Raw genomic sequence first — 17,845 nt, forward strand, 5'->3', positions numbered from 1 at the left:
TGCGCGCCTTATGATCTGCGCGGGGCAGCACGAGTTAACGGCGGAAGAATGAGCAAAAACGACAATACCAGCGGCGACACCACCGACGGCAACGATGCACCGCTGATCGATCTCAATGAAGCCTCGATCAAGAAGCTGATCGCCCGCGCCAAGCGCCGCGGCGTGATCACCTATGACGAGCTCAACGAGGCCCTGCCGCAGGACCAGATGTCTTCCGAGCAGATCGAGGACATCATGGCCGCGATCTCGGAAATGGGCGTGAACATCGTCGAGAACGACGAGGACGCGCAGGAAGACAACGACGGTCCCGAGGAAATCGACACCGACGATTCGAACACGGCACCCAAGCCCGTGGTCGAAACGAAGAAAAAGGAAACGATCGAGCGCACCGACGACCCGGTGCGCATGTACCTGCGCGAAATGGGCGCGGTCGAGCTGCTCAGCCGCGAGGGCGAAATCGCCATCGCCAAGCGGATCGAGGCCGGCCGGGACATGATGATCCTGGGCCTGTGCGAGAGCCCGCTCACCTTCCACGCCATCATCCAGTGGTCGGAAGCGCTGAACAACGGCGAGATGCAGCTGCGCGAGATCCTCGATCTCGACGCCATGCTCTCGAAGGAGCCCGCACCGGAAAATCTCAACGACGACGATGACGGCGACGACGACGGCGAGATCAGCGAAGCCACCGCCGGCCCTTCCTACAAGGAAGACGATGACGACGAGGAGGAAGAAACCTCCGAGGACGGCGAAGACGGCGAGGAAGGTTCCTCGCGCCGCAAGGAAGAGGACGACGAGGAGGACAACACTCTCTCGCTCGCCCAGATGGAAGCCGCGCTCAAGCCCGAGGCGCTCGAGAAGTTCGCGACCATCACCGAGCTGTTCCAGACCTTCGAGAAGCTCCAGACCGAGCGGCTCGAGGCGCTGGGTCTCGGGATCGACTTCCCGGCGGCCAAGGAAGACAAGTACCAGCAGCTGCGCGAGGAACTGACCGCGCAGGTGGAATCGGTGCAGTTCCACGCGACCAAGATCGAATACCTGGTCGACAACCTCTACGCCTACAATCGCCGCCTGACCGCGCTGGGCGGCCAGATGCTGCGTCTGGCCGAGCGCCACAAGGTGAAGCGCACGGACTTCCTCTCGACGTATATCGGCCGCGAACTCGACGACAGCTGGCTTCCCGAAATGTCCAAGAAGGACAAGAAGTGGGCCGCCTTCGCCGATAACGAAGGCGATTCGGTCGAGCGCATCCGCGCCGAAGTGGCCGACATCGCAGCTGCGACCGGCATGGCGCTCCCCGAATTTCGCCGCATCGTCAACATGGTGCAGAAGGCCGAGCGCGAGGCACGTATCGCCAAGAAGGAAATGGTCGAGGCGAACCTGCGCCTCGTGATTTCCATCGCCAAGAAGTACACCAACCGCGGTTTGCAGTTCCTCGACCTCATTCAGGAAGGCAACATCGGCCTGATGAAGGCGGTCGACAAGTTCGAGTACCGCCGCGGCTACAAGTTCAGCACTTACGCGACGTGGTGGATCCGTCAGGCCATCACCCGCTCGATCGCTGACCAGGCGCGCACGATCCGTATCCCGGTCCACATGATCGAGACGATCAACAAGCTGGTGCGCACCAGCCGCCAGTTCCTCCACGAGCAGGGCCGCGAGCCCACGCCCGAGGAAATGGCCGAACGCCTCTCGATGCCGCTCGAAAAGGTCCGCAAGGTGATGAAGATCGCCAAGGAGCCGATCTCCCTCGAAACGCCGATCGGCGACGAGGAAGATTCGCACCTGGGCGATTTCATCGAGGACAAGAACGCGATCATCCCGGTCGATGCGGCGATCCAGGCAAACCTCAAGGAAACGGTCACCCGCGTCCTCGCCTCGCTCACCCCGCGCGAGGAACGCGTGCTGCGCATGCGCTTCGGCATCGGCATGAACACCGATCACACGCTGGAGGAAGTCGGCCAGCAGTTCTCGGTGACGCGCGAACGTATTCGCCAGATCGAGGCCAAGGCGCTGCGCAAGCTCAAGCACCCGAGCCGCAGCCGCAAGATGCGATCCTTCCTGGACCAGTAAGAGAAAAGCCCCGCTCCGGCGGGGCTTTTTTTGTCTTTGCCCTGGAGCAAACTCGAAACGAATCCTTCTGCCGAAGGTCTGCGGCTTCGAACACTGCAGACGAAGCACTTACTGAAAATGCCGTTATTCGAGCACTTTTCCGGTACGAACATCCACAACCTTGCCTTCCGAATAGCTCAACACACCCGGAACCGGCGCCAACCGGTTGATCCAGCTTGCCCCGGGCTGGAGGAATGGACCGACGGCATGATATTCGGCGCGTGCCAGTGGCAATCCAGCGGCGACCTGAGGCACGACTGTATCCAAATCGGCCGGCACCACTGCCGCGCCAAGAATGAATGAATACTGGAACATCTGCTCGCCCAGGTTGTCTTCGAGATTGGGAACGGGCGATGGCTTATGCACCTTGTCCGCATAGAGCGAACCAAGGAACGTCACCACTCCGGGCTGCGCAGCGAACTTGACTGTACCCAAGCAATTGCAATTCGTCAGCGCTCGCGTGCCAACCGCTGTGCCATAGAAAACGTACGTACCTGGTGGAACTTCCACGAGATAGGTGCGCATTTCGCCGTCTTCGGCAAAATCTTTCACAGGCAGTGCGAAGGCGTTGGACGGGCCGTCATAACTGAACCCGAAATTCTCGACGGTTGGCACCGGTCCGTTCTTCGCCTTCTTGCGAAGATTGGGCAGTTCTTTCTCATAGGCCTGCTGCCGCGCTGCAAGAAAGGCGACCATCTCATCGTCCGAAGGAATTCGGCCCATGACATGAGTTATCGCAAACATGCCTGATTTGGCCGTACTGGCGCGATAGAGCAAATAGGCCTTGGCTGGGTCGAGCACGGTCGGTGCCGTCGCATGCACCGCTACACCATCCGGTTCACGGGCAGCTAACGGGGTGGAATGCGTCAGCATTAATGCGAGCGCCCCAAGCGCGACAGAGACAATCGATACACTCTTCATCGAACCACCTCCGATTGATCGGGACGCGGCCCGGCAGCAATTTTTGCCTGCATGGCGACAACCTGGTCCTCCTCTCCGGTGTTGATCGTTTTCCATGTCTCTTCGGACAGCGCATAACGCGCATATCCTCGCGTCCCCATGCAGCGGCGCAGCTTGTTGTTCTCCAGTCCGCGATCAAGCTTGGGCAGGATGATTGCCGCCATTGCCGCGCCCACCAGGCCATAGGGGCTCGTCGTCGAGGCCACCGGCTTGCTGCTTTCTTCTCCGAAGGGAATAAAATCAGGCAGCAATATCGCGCTCGTCCTTGTCAGATGCGCGCGGCATTCCCGCAAATCGGCATAGGCCTTGTCGAAACTCACTCCCGACTTGTGAAAATAAAAGAACTTGTAGCCGTCCCCAAGCACCTTCTCACGCTCCACCGGATCAGAAGGCAGCGTCACAGACGGCAGCGAGAAAGTCGCTGGATCAATGAGGGGAAATGGATCTTGCGCACCCGCAGGAGCTGCAGGGAGCATAGCAACCAGCGCGATAAACGCTGCGCACTTGAAGTTGGATATCCTCATACCCGACGGATGTATCGCGTATTTCTTACCTGTACAGGAGGATATTTCGTCGGCTGCTGGAGGATCGCTTGTTGTCCGATCCAACGTGATTTCCACGTATCAATGAGCAACCCGGATGACTCGCGAAAGGCAGCGAATCCGCCCAAATATTTTCCTACTCCCCTTCCACCTGCCAAACTGCGCGCGGCATCTGTCTGCCCTGTTCTTTGAACCGTCCATCCTCGCCGTCGAAAAACTGCCTTTGCAGCGTAACGATATCGCTGCCCCAGGGCTTTGAAAAATGGCGACTTCGCAGAAACACGCCATGGCCGCTTTGGACAAAGTTTGAAAACTTACGCCGCCCCGCCACCGAACGCTGAATAGCGCCCCTGCCGGGACTCGCTTTGCGGCGCAGTCATGACTAAGGGGAGCGCAAACGACTCCCGCATAAGGACAGGCCCCCTTTCCATGCGCATTGCCATTGTCTCCGATCACGCCGCCGTCGACCTCAAGGCCGAACTGCGCGAATATCTCATCGAAAACGGCCATGAAGTCGCCGATCTCGGCCCCGAGACCGCCGACCGGGTCGACTATCCCGACTACGGCTACAAGCTCGCCTCGGTCGTGGCCGACGGCACCGCCGAGTACGGCGTGGCGCTGTGCGGTTCGGGCATCGGCATCTCGATGGCCGTGAACCGCAATCCCGATTGCCGCTGCGCGCTCGTCTCAGAGCCGCTTTCGGCCGCGCTCGCCCGCGAGCACAACAATGCGAACTGCATCGCCATGGGTGCGCGCCTCACCGGCGTCGACATGGCCAAGGCTTGCCTCGATGCGTTCCTTTCCACCGAGTTCGGCGGAGGCCGCCACGCCGGCCGCGTCGAAAAGCTCACCAACCCCGCATTCTGATCCGAAGAGGTCCCCGCACATGACCGTTGAAACCGCCATCCGTTCCGCCGGCTTCTTCACCGAAACGATCGCGCAGAGCGACCCCGCCGTTGCCAAGGCCATCGGCCACGAGATGAAGCGCGAGCGCAAGCAGATCGAGCTGATCGCGTCCGAAAACATCGTCTCCAAGGCCGTGCTCGAAGCGCAGGGTTCGGTGCTCACCAACAAGTATGCCGAAGGTTATCCCGGCAAGCGCTACTACCAGGGCTGCGAGCCGTCCGACGAAGTCGAGACGCTCGCCATCGAACGCGCCAAGGAGCTGTTCGGCTGCGAATTCGCCAACGTCCAGCCCCACTCGGGCGCGCAGGCCAACGGTGCGGTGCTGCTCGCAACGGTCAAGCCGGGCGAGACCATCATGGGCATGAGCCTCGATGCCGGCGGCCACCTCACCCACGGCGCCCGCGCGGCGCTGTCGGGCAAGTGGTTCAATGCCGTTCAGTACGGTGTGACCAAGGACACGCACCTGATCGACTACGACGAGGTCGAGGCGCTGGCCAAGGAACACCAGCCCAAGCTGATCATCGCCGGCGGCTCCGCCTATCCGCGCGTGATCGACTTCAAGCGCATGCGCGAAATCGCCGACAGCGTCGGCGCGCTGTTCCAGGTCGACATGGCGCACTTTGCCGGCCTCGTCGCCGCGGGCGTGCACCCCTCGCCTTTCCCGCACGCGCACATCGCCACCACCACCACGCACAAAACCCTGCGCGGTCCGCGCGGCGGCATGATCCTGACCAACGATGAAAAGCTGGCCAAGAAGATCAACTCGGCGGTGTTCCCCGGCCTGCAGGGCGGCCCGCTGATGCACGTCGTCGCGGCCAAGGCCGTTGCCTTCGGCGAAGCGCTGCGTCCCGAGTTCAAGGACTACGCTGCCAAGGTGATCGAGAACGCCAAGGTTCTTGCCGACACCCTCAAGGACCGTGGCGCCGCGATCGTTTCGGGCGGCACCGATACGCACCTCGCACTGATCGACCTCTCGCCGCTGGGCGTGACCGGCAAGGACGCCGACGAGGCGCTTGAGCGTGCCGGCATCACCTGCAACAAGAACGGTATTCCCTTCGACCCGCTGCCGCCGATGAAGACCAGCGGCATCCGCGTCGGATCGCCCGCCGGCACCACTCGCGGTTTCGGCCCGGAAGAATTCCGCGAGATCGGCAACATGGTCGCCGACGTGCTCGACGGTCTCGCCAAGTGCGGCGAATCCGGCGACGCCCAGGTGGAGCAGAATGTGCGCTCGCGCGTTGAAGCCTTGTGTGACCGATTCCCGATCTACGAGGACTAACATCATGACCGACCCCCGCCGCCCCAACGACACTGGTGACTTCATCTACGACGCGCGCCAGGAACTTGCTGGAATGCTGCAGGATGGCATGCGCCATCCTTCGACCAAGCCGGTGCTGGCATGGGGCGCGTTGGGGGCTGTAGCCGGGGCAATGCTGCCGGTCGTGTCGGTCGGGCTGGGTCTGGCTGCCGGCGCGGGCTACAAGTTCTACAAACGCGTGCGGCCCGACTGAGGCCGCACCTTTTTCAAGAGAGTGATTGCCTGAATGCGCTGTCCGTTCTGCGCCAACGACGATACGCAGGTTAAGGATAGCCGCCCGACCGAGGATAACACCGCGATCCGGCGGCGGCGCCAATGCACCAGCTGCGGCGCCCGCTTCACCACCTTCGAACGCGTGCAACTGCGCGAGATTACCGTGGTGAAAAGCAATGATGCCCGCGAACCGTTCGACCGTGCGAAGATCGAGCAGTCGGTAACGCTCGCCTGCCGCAAGCGCGGGATCGACCGGGAGAAGATCGACCAGCTCGTCTCCGGCGTGCAGCGCCAGGTCGAAACCAGTGGCGAGGCGGAAGTGTCCTCGCTGGCGATCGGCGAAATGGTGATGGACGGGCTACGCCAGCTCGATTCCGTCGCCTACATCCGCTTTGCCAGCGTCTACCGCTCCTTCAACGAGGCCAAGGACTTCGAGGAGTTCGCAGGTACATTACAGGACGTGGCCGCGAACGAGATCGGCAATGACTGAAAACACGCCCGTCATCGTCCTCGTCCGGCCGCAGCTAGGCGAGAATATCGGCAAGGCGGCCCGCGCGATGCTCAACTTCGGGCTCACTGAAATGCGCCTCGTCACCCCGCGCGACGGCTGGCCCAATCCCTCGGCAGGCCCTGCCGCATCGGGCGCCGACGTGGTGCTGGAAAAGGCGCAGGTCTTCGAGAGCCTTGCTGAAGCCGTTGCCGACTGCTCGCACGTCTATGCCACGACCGTGCGCAAGCGCGGTGTGACCAAGCCGGTCGTCACGCCGGAGGAAGCCGCACGCGAGATCCACACGGCGAGCCAGACCACTGCGAGCCGCTCCGCCTACGTTTTCGGGCCCGAACGATCGGGGCTGGAGACCGAGGACGTTGCACTGGCCCGCGCCATCCTGACCGTACCGATCAATCCGGAGTTCGCATCGCTCAATCTTGCCCAGGCCGTGATCCTGTGCGCCTATGAATGGAGCAAGCATGCGGATCTGGCACAGCCTACCGCCGAAGACCTGCTCCCCCCTGCCCCGCAGCAGGAACTGGAAGGCCTGATCGGCCACTTCGAGCGCATGCTGGAAGAGAAGAACTACTTCTGGCCTGAAACCCGCGCCGAGGCCAACCGCCTGACCTTGCGCAATCTGCTGACCAAACCCGGCTGGAATCATCTCGAAGTCCGCACCTTGCGCGGCGTTCTCTCGACGCTGGAGAAGGAAAAGCGTCCTCGGGGCTGAGATCGCTGTTGCCCGACGCGAAGAGGGAAGACGTGGCCAAAGACGACACAAGCCAATCGATAGACGGCTCTTGCCTCTGCGGCGCCATAACCTTCACGCTTTTGGGTGACTGCGACGGCTTTTTCCTGTGCCACTGCGCACGCTGCCGCAAAGACACCGGATCGGCGCATGCTGCCAATCTGTTCGCCACTTCGGCGGCGCTGATCTGGCTTACGGGCGAAGACCGGGTCCGGACTTATCAGCTTCCCGGCACGCGTCACCAACGCAGCTTCTGCCCAACCTGTGGGTCGGGCTTGCCCGGCACGCAAATGGATGGAGCGGCTGTGCTGGTGCCCGCCGGGTGTATAGACACACCGCTGGATCGGCGTCCCGACGCCCATATCTGCTGCGCCGACAGAGCGGCTTGGGACATTGATCTCGCTTCTGTGCCGGAACTTGCAGGCCTGCCGGGCAGCGCCTGAACCGCCTGCTCCGGGGATTCCTGCTTGACTCCTGCGCTCCACACCGTAAGGGGCAGCCCTTCACAGGACGCCTGCCTTTATCGACAGGATCGTTCCTTCGGCCCCGCACCCCGGTGAAGCGGCGGCCGCATCCAGCGAAACAGGGCTGGATGGTGCGCCCCGGGAAACTAGGGATCGCGCATCAAGGTGATAGCGCGGCAAGCAGAACGGAAAGACATCTTATGTCGAAGCGCAAGAGCGCCAAGTACAAACTCGACCGCCGCATGGGCGAGAACATCTGGGGCCGTCCCAAGAGCTCGGTGAACCGCCGCAGCTACGGCCCGGGCCAGCACGGCCAGCGCCGCAAGGGCAAGCTTTCGGACTACGGCATCCAGCTGCGCGCCAAGCAGAAGCTCAAGGGCTACTACGGCGACGTGACCGAGAAGCAGTTCAAGCGCACCTACCAGGAAGCCTCGTCCATGAAGGGCGACACCGGCCAGAACCTGATCGGCCTGCTCGAACAGCGCCTCGACATGGTCGTGTACCGTGCCAAGTTCGCGCCGACCATTTTCGCTGCCCGTCAGATCGTTTCGCACGGCCACATCCGCGTCAACGGCGTGAAGTGCAACATCGCCTCGCGCCGCATCAAGATCGGTGACGTCATCAGCCTCGGCGACAAGGCCAAGGAAATGGCGCTGGTGATCGAAGCCCAGGCCCTGCCCGAGCGCGAGATCCCCGACTACGTTGCCACCGACGGCACCGACAAGGTGACCTTCGTTCGCGTTCCGACGCTCGACGAAGTGCCCTACCCGGTGAAGATGGAACCGAACCTGGTGGTCGAGTTCTACTCGCGCTGATTTCGGTACCTTACGGTATTCAGGAAAGGGCGGTCCTTCGGGGCCGCCCTTTTCGTGTTAAGCGTCGCAGAAAATTACATGATTCTTGATGTTTGTCAGGGAACCGACGCAGTCGGCGGGCATTAGGCAAGCACCATGACAAGCTATCGTTTCGTCACCCCTCACCGCGCCGGAAAATGGTACCCCGACCTCGAAACCGCGCAGCAGCACGCGTGCGAAATCGGCGCCGGCTACCTCGACACGCGCACGGGCCGCTTCGTGGCCTATGTGCACACCGAGCTCGAGGTTTGCGAGAAGAGGCAGGCGGTAAAAACTGGCGGCCAGCTCGAACTGACCGCCTGATCTTCCGGATCACTTGATACCGAGCGTTTTCCGCAGGAAGGCATCGCTCTTCGAGAGCAGCGTCGTCCGTGCATCGGCACTGACCAGGCTGTGAGCCAGTTCCGGAAACTCGATGTACTCCACGGACTTGCCGGCTTCCTTCAGTCGTTTGTCCATGAGCCGCGATTCTTCGACATCCACATTGCGATCCTCTTCGCCATGGAAAAGCAGAACCGGTACGGTAATCTTGTCCGCGTGACGGGCCGGTGATCCGGCTTCGATATGCGGCCCCTCGCCGATGAACGCACTGGTTAGCTTTTCATCCACGTAGTGCTTGCTCTCTTCCCGCAGCTCTTCGAGATCGGTAACAGGCGCAACGGCCACGATCGCCTTGTAAAGCCCCGGCTCCGTGACTCCGGATTGCAGTGCCGCATAGCCGCCATACGACCAGCCGATGATCGCGAGCTTGTCTGGTTGGGCGATACCTTCGGAGACCAGCCAGCGCCCCGCATCATCGATGTCGCCAATGGCCGTACGCCAGGACTGAAAACCGTTCTTCTTGTACCAGTCCGCACCATACCCGGATGATCCCCGGTAATTTGGCTGGAGTACAGCATAGCCACGCGCAGCGAAGAACTGCACCAGCCAGTCGAAGCCCCACTCGTCGCGCGACGAGGGACCGCCATGCGGCATCACGATGGCGGGAAGATTTTTCCCGTCGGAACCTACCGGTAAAGTGAGGTAGCCGGGTATCTGCGTGCCGTCCGATGCGGGGAACGTGACGGGCTTCATGGTTGCCAGCGGTACGTCTGCCAGTTGAGGACGAAGCGGCATGACCTCGTCCAAGCGATGGGTGGTCTTGTCGAACAGGTAGAATGTTCCCGGCTTCACGTCGCTCGACGCCAGCAACACCAGCTTGTTCTCATCCTCGCTGGCATCGACCCAGTCGATCTGCGCGAAGCCGGGCAGTGCCTTGACCAGTGCGGACGCCAGCTTCCCCAGTTCAGGATCGAAATACTCTGCAAACCGCTTGTCGGTTGCATAGCTGGCACCGATGACCCGCTCACTACGGCCGATGCTGATGAGATGATCGATATCCGCATCATCACGGCCCAGGATCAGTTTACGCTGCCTGGTGCCGTCGAGCTTGACGCTGTAGACCGCCCGGCGTCCAGCCTCGTTATCGTCGAAGCCATAGACAACGTTCTGATCAGGATCGACAGAGACGGGATTGAATCCCGTCCACGAGCCATCCGCTGCATCGGTTACAGTCGACAGTTCCAGCCATTCACTGTCGTCGTCGGGCTTGCGATAGTAGAACTCGACTTTGCCCTGCTGGTACCCGAAGTTGTCGTGCTTCGAGGCGCCCATTATGCGGACGTGTCCGCGGCCGTCGGAAATGAACTGTGACGAATCAGTGCGCGGTCGCTCAACATTGACCCTACCAAGGCTGTTCACGTCGACACGTTCAACCCCGACCCCCTCCAGCTTGCTGGCAATACGGGTGCCAGCCGTGCTTTCCGGCACGTACTCGCGCTGCATCAGAATGGTGCCTGGCTTTCCGCCATTCCAGTCGATGACCCCGCCACCGCTCCAGGTAAACCCAAGCGAGCGTATACCCCCCGTATCGGTTAGAACCTTGGCATGGCCACCGTCGTGATCGAAGACCATCATGCGGCTAAATGTGTACTTGTACCCTTCCCGGTCGGTGCCCTGGATGAAGACCCGGCAAATCAGGCGATCATCGGTCGGCCATGAACAGTTCGAGATGTCCTGGTCACTGTCGTTTTCGTGCAGCACCCTGATCGGGGGTTTTCCCGATGCCAGATCGATAACGGATACACCGCTTCCCGAGCCGACAGGCGAAACGATCGCGATGCGATTTCCGGACGGCGACATGCTGATCTGCCGTGCACTTTCGAGTGCGCCGAAGCGCGCCGCCATATCGTCCGAATCGGCCCCTGATACCGCGGATGCCATACCAGCCACGGCGAGACTGAAAGCCATGGCCCTGATCGAAATTGTCATGAATTGCCCCTGTTATGCATAGTCCATCCTAGTGGGGCCAAATTCTGAAATTCAAGCTCGTAGAAAGGGTTACAGCAATTTCATCGTGGATGATGGACGCCGAAGTTACGGGGTTCTGAGCGCAACAACATCAAGAGCGCCCTCTTCATCGCCACCCCGGAATGCAATCACCCGGCAGCCATCGCCCCAATACCCTGCGGCAGTGGCGCGCGTGGAGCTTCTGCAAACACGCTGGGCTTCAGCCAGTTGCCAATGTTCTTCAGCAAACCCGGTTCTCCCTGCACGACGAGATCGCCTGATCCGATCGCCTCCCGATAGGATCGGTCCCCCATCCAAACGCCGTGCATCGTGCGCACCGTACAGGTGAAATAGACGTCGACGTCCTTGCCCGGGTCTGTGATGCACAGATCAACGTTGCAGTCGTTGATCAGCAGCCACCAGTCCTGCTGTTGCTTGAGATCGCGAAACTTGAATTGGATGATGCTCCGGTCGCCGATCATCTCGGTGGGATCGACGCTGCGTTCCAGATAGAGCATGAGCAGTTCGACATCGAGGTCCGCATCGATGGTGTTGTGCCGGGCATAGAGCAGCCCCCACTGGCCGAGCGCAGAGAGCACGGGGAGCAATTCGGTGCATGCCTTGGTCGGCCAGTATTCGTAGGAGCGTTGCCCGTAAATCTTTCGCCTGACCACCAGCCCCTGTTCTTCAAACGATTTAAGGCGGGCCGTCAGCAGCGCCGGAGAAATGTCACCAAGACCACGTTGCAGCTCGTTGAAGCGACGACCGCCCATGACGAGTTCGCGCAAAATCAGGAACGTCCACTTTTCTCCAAGGATTTCCGTAGCCTTGGCAATCGGACAGAACTGGCCGTACTGCATTTCCCGCTTCCCCATTTTGTATTGCTGCCCACAACATCACACTTTTTGTAGTGCGTTACTACAACTTCTGTAGCGCTCTCCTTCAAACGGTGAACTAAACTTAGGGACCATATTCGCGCAAATGTCTCCTCAGCGCCGGACGCCCGGCACCGCAAAAACAGAGGAGACTATCAATGCCGCTCGTAACCATCGACGTGATCAAGGACGTTTTCACCCCGGAACAGAAGCAGGAAATCATCACCAAGGTGACGGACACCATGGTGTCCATCGAAGGCGAAGCCCTTCGCGGCGTCACCTGGGTGCGGATTGTGGAAGTCGAACAGGGCGACTGGGGTATCGGCGGGCAGACGCTTCATGCAGCCGACGTCCATGCCATGCAGCGACAGCCTGTCGCAGCCTGACGCATCCGGGAAAACGGACATTCCGAAGGGGTCTGCGACGCAGGCCCCTTCTTGTTTCGTCCTCGCGCTAGCGCAGATAATCCCTGCGAAAATCCGCAGCAAAGGCAGCAAACCGTTGCTCGGCAATGGCGTCGCGCATGCCCTGCATCAGTTGCTGGTAGAACGAGATGTTATGTTCAGTCAGCAGCATGGCGCCGAGGATCTCGCCAGAGCGGATCAGGTGGTGGATATAGGCCCGGCTATAGGTCCCGCAGGTCGGGCACGCGCAGCGCTCGTCGATCGGGCCCGTGTCTTCGGCATGGCGGGCGTTGCGCATGTTGAGCGGGCCGTTCCAGGTGAAGGCCTGGCCGTTGCGGCCAGAGCGGGTTGGCAGCACGCAGTCGAACATGTCGACGCCGCGCTCGACGGCCCCCACGAGGTCGTCGGGCTTGCCGACGCCCATCAGGTAGCGCGGCCGGTCCACCGGCAACTGGCCGGGCGCGAAATCGAGCGTGGCGAACATCGCCTCCTGTCCCTCGCCCACGGCGAGCCCGCCGATGGCGTAGCCGTCGAAGCCGATGTCGGTCAGTGCATCGGCGGAGGTCTTGCGCAAGCCTTGGTCGAGGGCGCCCTGCTGAATACCGAACAGCGCTGAAGCGTCCGCATGTTCGCCGCCACTATCGAAACCGTCGCGGCTGCGTTTGGCCCATCGCATCGACATTTCCATTGACCGGGCGATCACGTCGCGGGGCTGGTCGATCTTCGGACACTCGTCGAAGCACATGACGATGTCCGAGCCGAGCAGGCGCTGGATCTCCATCGACCGCTCGGGCGTCAGGTGGTGGCGCGAGCCATCGATATGGCTGGCGAAGGTCACGCCTTCCTCGGTGATCTTGCGCAGGTCGGACAGGCTCATCACCTGATAGCCACCGCTGTCGGTGAGGATCGGGCGATCCCAGTTCATGAACTTGTGCAGCCCGCCCAGCCGCGCGACGCGTTCGGCTCCGGGGCGGAGCATCAGGTGATAGGTATTGCCCAGGATGATGTCGGCGCCGGTGGCGCGTACATCCTGCGGCTTCATGGCCTTGACGGTGCCTGCTGTGCCCACCGGCATGAAGGCGGGGGTGCGGATCTCGCCGCGCCGCATGCGAATGGTTCCGGTACGCGCCTTGCCGTCGGTCGCGTGGATCTGAAAGTCGAAACGGGGATTCATGGACCGCCCGTTAGAGAAATCAGAAGCCGTAGACCAGCGAGAACCGTGAAATCGTGTCGGTCTTGAGCGCGCCGATCGGCGGCGAGGTTTCGTGGGCGATGGAATAGGACATCCTGGTCTTCAGTCCCTTCGCCACCCCGACTTCGAGCCCGGTCAGCGAGGTGAAGGTGCTGTCGTCCGATCCCACGTAGCTCGAGGCGGTCTGCGTCAGCTTGAGCGTTCCGTTCACTTTCCAGTCGAAATCGAACGAAGTCAGTACCGACCACGTCGTTTCCGTCGGATCGGTGACGAAGTCCGTGTGTCGAACCGCCGGGCCCGCTTCGACCGACAGGTTCATGTTCCGGCGTTTCAGGACCCGGTAGCCCAGACCGCCGGACAGCGAATAGCGATCGTCAATGCCCTGGATACGGTTCTTTTCGTACTGGAGCCGGCCATAGGTGAAGAACCCGTCGCGCAACGTGTAGCGCGGCTGATAGCTGGCACCGTACTTCTCACGCGTAATCTTGCCCGAATCCTTCTGATAATCGGCGTTGAGGAGGACGGTGTGCTCCCAGTCGATCCCCTTGCGATCGAGCTTGAGGGCGCCGGTGAAGCCGAAGTTGCTGGTATTGCCCGTCGACCGGAAGGCTCCGAGTTCCAGCTGGCCCGCCCACAGTTCAAGCACGCCGGAATTGCGAATGCGCTCCGTCTCCTCCCTGGTACGCTGCGCGAGGGCCTGCGCCTTGCGGTCGAGATAGGCGCGCTGCATCGCGCGGATCTCGGCCTTGTCGTAGGGCTGCGTGGCCAGAGCGACCTTCACGACGGCAGCCAGCATTTCCGAATCGTCGCGGCGTATGGCTTCCTCGATCATCGCCTTCACCGGCCTGGACAGGCTTGGCGGTTCTGCAGCGATGAACGGGACGGGATCGATGAAAGGCGGCGCTTCCACACGAAGCGGCCCGACCGGTTCCTCGACCTCAGAGACCACCGGTTCGTCGGGGGCCTGAGCCTGGGCCGGTGCGGCTAGCGCGGACAGAATGAAAATGGCGAGGACCGGGGGACGCTTCGTCATGCGATGGTGTTACCCAGTCAGGCGCGCAAGCGCCAGCCGGTCTTGAAGATCCAGGCGATCAAACCCACGCAAAATGCGAGGAAAAGCAGAGTCAGCCCTAGCGAAAGCCCGATCGGGAAATCGGATTGACCATAGAAGGTCCAGCGCAGTCCGTTCACGAGATAGACGACGGGGTTAGCCATCGCCACCGAGCGCCACGGCTCGGGCAGAACCTGGATCGAATAGAATGTCCCGCCCAGGAACGTCAGCGGCATCAGGATCAGCATGGGTACAATGGACAGCTTCTCGAAGTTGTCGGCCCAGATGCCGAGGATGAAGCCGAAGAGCGAGAAGCTGGCAGAGACAAGCAGGATGTAGCCGAAGGCGTAGACCGGATGGGCTATCGAATAGTCCACGAAGAAGCTGGCAGTGACCAGAATGATAGTCGCGAGGATAAGCGACTTCGTCGCCGCCGCCCCGACGAAGCCGACCAGCGTCTCCGATACACCGACCGGGGCCGAAAGCAGCTCGTAGATCGCTCCCGTAAAGCGCGGCATGTAGATACCGAAGCTGGCGTTCGAGGTGCTCTCGCCAAGGATGGTCAGCAACAGCAGGCCGGGCACGATGAAGGCCCCGTAGTTCACGCCGCCCATGCCGCCCTGCATCTGCCCCCCGATCGCGGCGCCGAACACGACGAAGTAGAGCGTGGTGGTCAGCACAGGCGCGAGGATCGACTGCAAGGCCGTACGGAAAGCGCGGAGCAGTTCGCGCTTGTAGATGGTCCAGGCGCTGCGCGCGTTGAACAGGCTCATGCCGCGCCTCCTTCCAGCAGATTGACGAAGATGTCTTCGAGGCTCGATTCGTGGATGTCGATGGCGGTGTAGTCGATGCCCGCCGCGATCAGCGCCTTGGTGAGCTGGGCCACTTCGGTGGTGCCGGCACCACCCCCTTCTCCGCCGCCATCGCCGCGATAGCACAGCACCCGGCCGTCCTCGGCCAGCGTGACCGGAAAGGCGGACAAGGCCTCTGGAATTTCGTTCAAGGGCTGCGCCAGCGAGATCAGGGCTTCCGTACGGCCAAGGCGCTCCATCATCGCGGCCTTTTCATCGACCATCAGGATCTCCCCCTTGTTGATGATCCCCACGCGGTCGGCCATTTCCTCGGCTTCCTCGAGATAGTGCGTGGTGAGGATCACCGTGGTGCCCCGCTCGCGCAACAGGGCGATCTGCCGCCACATGTCGCGCCGCAGTTCCACATCGACACCGGCTGTCGGCTCATCGAGGAACAGCAGTTCGGGATCATGGGCAAGCGCCTTGGCAATCAGCACGCGGCGCTTCATTCCGCCCGAGAGCGTACGGATCTGGGCGTCACGCTTGTCCCACAGACTGAGCGCGCGCAGGATTTCCTCGATCTTTCCGGCATCGGGAGCAAGGCCGAAGAGCCCGCGAGAATCGCTGACGGCGCGGCGGACAGGCTCGAACATGTCGGTCGCCAGCTCCTGCGGCACCAGGCCGATGCGCGCCCGCAGGCTGCGCCAATTGGAGGCCATGTCCTCGCCGAAAGCGTGGATCGTGCCGGAAGTCGGCCTGACGAGCCCGCAGACGGCGCCGATCAGCGTCGTCTTGCCCGCCCCGTTGGGGCCGAGCAGTGCGAAGATTTCGCCTTTGTTGATGGTAAGATCGACGCCTTTGAGCGCGGTGAAGCCGCCTGAATATGTTTTGGTCAGACGGCTGATTTCCAGAATGGGCTGCATACCCCTAGCATGGGATGCAGGCCGTCCCATGCCAAGAGCGACAGCAGCGAATTCAGCCAGGCTCCTGGGAAATTATCATTTTACCACGGCAGCAAAATCTTCTTCGTGCAAATAGGATAGATACCCGCCCATCATTTGAGCGGCAGCATTCGGATCGCCCATCAGTTCCTGCATGGCCAACCGTCCCAGCGTTTCGCCGGCCGCACGCACACCCGCATTGCTTCGGGCCCGGAAAAGCGGACGTGCATATTCGACACAGTCTTTCGTCATCAAACGCGTAAACAGCGCCGCCACCTGTCGATCGAACTTGTCCTTGGTTGCGCTTTCAACCTTTGCGACACCGGCAATTTGCGGGGCAGATGCAAGTGCAGCGACGAACCAGCCCGCGAGGGTCAACCGATCCTCACCCGTCGACTTCAGTGCAAAGCACTGGCCCAGCTTGCTCGACAGGTCCTGCTCTTCTGCCGCCGTCAGATGGGTCACTGAAGCAGCCGGGGCTTGATTGGACGAATCGGACGTTTCTGCTTGTGCGGTTGTGGCACCCGTCATCAGCAAGGCAGCAACAAAAAGGAAGGCACGCTTCATGGATTTCCCTGTTCACGGAATCAACAGGCTTGAATCACCGTAGGAATAGAACCGGTATTCCTCGGCAATGGCATGGGCATATACCGCCTGCATCTTGTCCAGCCCCATCAAGGCACTGACAAGCATGAACAATGTGGACTTTGGCAAGTGAAAATTCGTCATCAAGCCATCGATGGCCTTGAAGCGGTATCCGGGCGTGATGAAGATCGAGGTATCGCCTTCGAAGGGCCGGATAACGTTGTCCTCGCCCGCAGCGCTTTCAAGCAGGCGCAGCGAAGTGGTGCCGACCGCGATCACGCGCCCACCGGCTGCGCGTGCGGCATTGAGGCGGTCTGCGGTCGCAGCATCGATACGGCCCCATTCCGCGTGCATCCGATGATCGCCGGTGTCGTCCGCCTTCACCGGCAGGAACGTACCCGCGCCCACGTGCAGCGTCAGCGTTTCGCGAGCGATGCCGGCGGCATCGAGCCGCTCCACCAATTCGGGCGTAAAGTGCAGTGCCGCCGTCGGGGCCGCGACAGCGCCCTTCTCGCGCGCGAACATGGTCTGGTAGTCGCTGGCGTCGGCCTCGTCGGTCTCGCGCTTGCCGGCGATGTAGGGCGGCAGCGGCATGCGACCGGCACGCTCGAGCAGGACCTCGACGGGCTCATCACCCTCGAAGAACAGCGTCCAGCTTCCGTCCGCATGGCGTTCCTCGGCAAGAGCATGGACATCGGCGGGAAACGCGATCCGGTCGCCGGTCTTCAGGCGCTTGGCGTTGCGCACGAAGGCCTGCCAGCGGCGCAGGTCGATGCGCTTGTGCAAGGTCGCGCCGATCCGGGCTTCGCCGCGCCGTCCCTCAAGCTGGGCAGGAATGACGCGCGTGTCGTTGAACACCAGCACGTCCCCCTGCCGGAGCAGCACCGGGAGATCCCGCACGTGACGATCCGCGAAAGGCGCGCCTCCTTCGACTACAAGCATGCGCGCGGCATCGCGCGGCCGCGCCGGACGCAGGGCGATCCGCTCTTGCGGAAGGTCGAAATCGAAGAGGTCTACACGCATGGTGGCGCGCGCTAGACCAAGGGCTGTCCATCGGCAAGCAGGGGATGCACG

20 protein-coding genes are annotated in these 17,845 nt (G+C 61.6%); 10 read left to right on the top strand and 10 right to left on the bottom strand.

Annotated features, from left to right (window positions below; all coding sequences use genetic code 11):
• The first annotated feature begins 48 nt into the window (after positions 1-48).
• Entirely contained in the window at positions 49-2,070 is a 2,022-nt protein-coding gene (rpoD, locus tag IEX64_RS05765) for an RNA polymerase sigma factor RpoD (RefSeq protein ID WP_188818722.1), read from the top strand.
• 123 nt (positions 2,071-2,193) lie between these two features.
• Here the strand turns inward: rpoD and IEX64_RS05770 are convergent, their stop codons facing one another.
• Both IEX64_RS05770 and IEX64_RS05775 read right to left on the bottom strand, forming a co-directional pair.
• Positions 2,194-3,030 (bottom strand): hypothetical protein, encoded by an 837-nt coding sequence (locus tag IEX64_RS05770; RefSeq protein WP_188818723.1) that lies wholly within the window; start codon positions 3,028-3,030, stop codon positions 2,194-2,196.
• Positions 3,027-3,677: a hypothetical protein gene (locus tag IEX64_RS05775; RefSeq protein WP_188818724.1), complete on the bottom strand. Its 651-nt coding sequence runs from the start codon at positions 3,675-3,677 to the stop codon at positions 3,027-3,029. The genes IEX64_RS05770 and IEX64_RS05775 overlap by 4 nt, the downstream gene beginning before the upstream one ends.
• Positions 3,678-4,040: 363 nt before the next feature.
• Here IEX64_RS05775 and rpiB point away from each other — a divergent pair, with 363 nt between their 5' ends.
• From rpiB to IEX64_RS05815, 8 genes are all read left to right on the top strand, one after another.
• Entirely contained in the window at positions 4,041-4,478 is a 438-nt protein-coding gene (gene rpiB / locus IEX64_RS05780) for a ribose 5-phosphate isomerase B (RefSeq protein WP_188818725.1), read from the top strand.
• 19 nt (positions 4,479-4,497) lie between these two features.
• The gene (glyA, locus tag IEX64_RS05785; protein ID WP_188818726.1) at positions 4,498-5,796 is read left to right on the top strand and encodes a serine hydroxymethyltransferase; all 1,299 of its coding nucleotides are present in this window, start codon (positions 4,498-4,500) and stop codon (positions 5,794-5,796) included.
• A gap of 4 nt (positions 5,797-5,800) precedes the next feature.
• Positions 5,801-6,028: a hypothetical protein gene (locus IEX64_RS05790; protein WP_188818727.1), complete on the top strand. Its 228-nt coding sequence runs from the start codon at positions 5,801-5,803 to the stop codon at positions 6,026-6,028.
• 33 nt (positions 6,029-6,061) lie between these two features.
• Positions 6,062-6,538 carry a transcriptional regulator NrdR gene (nrdR, locus tag IEX64_RS05795; RefSeq protein WP_188818728.1) on the top strand — a complete coding sequence of 159 codons (477 nt, stop codon included), beginning with the start codon at positions 6,062-6,064 and terminating at the stop codon, positions 6,536-6,538.
• Entirely contained in the window at positions 6,531-7,268 is a 738-nt protein-coding gene (locus tag IEX64_RS05800) for an RNA methyltransferase (protein ID WP_188818729.1), read from the top strand. Before nrdR ends, IEX64_RS05800 begins: the two co-directional genes overlap by 8 nt.
• A gap of 32 nt (positions 7,269-7,300) precedes the next feature.
• On the top strand, positions 7,301-7,729 hold the full coding sequence (locus IEX64_RS05805; RefSeq protein WP_229710089.1) for a GFA family protein: 429 nt from the start codon (positions 7,301-7,303) through the stop codon (positions 7,727-7,729).
• 221 nt (positions 7,730-7,950) lie between these two features.
• Complete coding sequence (rpsD, locus tag IEX64_RS05810) at positions 7,951-8,565, top strand: 30S ribosomal protein S4 (RefSeq protein ID WP_188818730.1); 615 nt, start codon at positions 7,951-7,953, stop codon at positions 8,563-8,565.
• A gap of 135 nt (positions 8,566-8,700) precedes the next feature.
• A complete protein-coding gene (locus tag IEX64_RS05815) occupies positions 8,701-8,907 on the top strand; it encodes a hypothetical protein (RefSeq protein WP_188818731.1) in 207 nt (68 codons plus the stop codon).
• A gap of 9 nt (positions 8,908-8,916) precedes the next feature.
• On the opposite strand, the gene IEX64_RS05820 is transcribed toward IEX64_RS05815, so the two are convergent.
• Both IEX64_RS05820 and IEX64_RS05825 read right to left on the bottom strand, forming a co-directional pair.
• Complete coding sequence (locus tag IEX64_RS05820; protein WP_229710090.1) at positions 8,917-10,914, bottom strand: alpha/beta hydrolase family protein; 1,998 nt, start codon at positions 10,912-10,914, stop codon at positions 8,917-8,919.
• A 167-nt stretch (positions 10,915-11,081) separates the two neighbouring features.
• Positions 11,082-11,792 (bottom strand): winged helix-turn-helix transcriptional regulator, encoded by a 711-nt coding sequence (locus tag IEX64_RS05825; protein WP_188818732.1) that lies wholly within the window; start codon positions 11,790-11,792, stop codon positions 11,082-11,084.
• Positions 11,793-11,965: 173 nt separating this feature from the next.
• Between IEX64_RS05825 and IEX64_RS05830 the strand changes: the two genes are divergently transcribed.
• Positions 11,966-12,193 carry a tautomerase family protein gene (locus IEX64_RS05830; protein ID WP_188818733.1) on the top strand — a complete coding sequence of 76 codons (228 nt, stop codon included), beginning with the start codon at positions 11,966-11,968 and terminating at the stop codon, positions 12,191-12,193.
• 67 nt (positions 12,194-12,260) lie between these two features.
• Here the strand turns inward: IEX64_RS05830 and tgt are convergent, their stop codons facing one another.
• The 6 genes from tgt to queA all read right to left on the bottom strand — a co-directional run bounded on the left by tgt (position 12,261) and on the right by queA (position 17,794).
• Positions 12,261-13,385: a tRNA guanosine(34) transglycosylase Tgt gene (gene tgt, locus IEX64_RS05835; RefSeq protein ID WP_188818734.1), complete on the bottom strand. Its 1,125-nt coding sequence runs from the start codon at positions 13,383-13,385 to the stop codon at positions 12,261-12,263.
• A gap of 19 nt (positions 13,386-13,404) precedes the next feature.
• Complete coding sequence (locus tag IEX64_RS05840; protein WP_188818735.1) at positions 13,405-14,436, bottom strand: DUF481 domain-containing protein; 1,032 nt, start codon at positions 14,434-14,436, stop codon at positions 13,405-13,407.
• A gap of 17 nt (positions 14,437-14,453) precedes the next feature.
• The gene (locus IEX64_RS05845) at positions 14,454-15,227 is read right to left on the bottom strand and encodes an ABC transporter permease (RefSeq protein WP_188818736.1); all 774 of its coding nucleotides are present in this window, start codon (positions 15,225-15,227) and stop codon (positions 14,454-14,456) included.
• Positions 15,224-16,168 carry an ABC transporter ATP-binding protein gene (locus IEX64_RS05850; protein ID WP_188818737.1) on the bottom strand — a complete coding sequence of 315 codons (945 nt, stop codon included), beginning with the start codon at positions 16,166-16,168 and terminating at the stop codon, positions 15,224-15,226. Before IEX64_RS05850 ends, IEX64_RS05845 begins: the two co-directional genes overlap by 4 nt.
• Before the next feature lie 75 nt (positions 16,169-16,243).
• On the bottom strand, positions 16,244-16,753 hold the full coding sequence (locus IEX64_RS05855; protein ID WP_188818738.1) for a hypothetical protein: 510 nt from the start codon (positions 16,751-16,753) through the stop codon (positions 16,244-16,246).
• A 12-nt stretch (positions 16,754-16,765) separates the two neighbouring features.
• Positions 16,766-17,794, bottom strand: a complete 1,029-nt coding sequence (gene queA, locus IEX64_RS05860; RefSeq protein WP_188818739.1) for a tRNA preQ1(34) S-adenosylmethionine ribosyltransferase-isomerase QueA — start codon at positions 17,792-17,794, stop codon at positions 16,766-16,768.
• Positions 17,795-17,845: the final 51 nt, after the last annotated feature.

This window comes from Novosphingobium indicum (assembly GCF_014645195.1).
Lineage (GTDB): Bacteria > Pseudomonadota > Alphaproteobacteria > Sphingomonadales > Sphingomonadaceae > Novosphingobium > Novosphingobium indicum.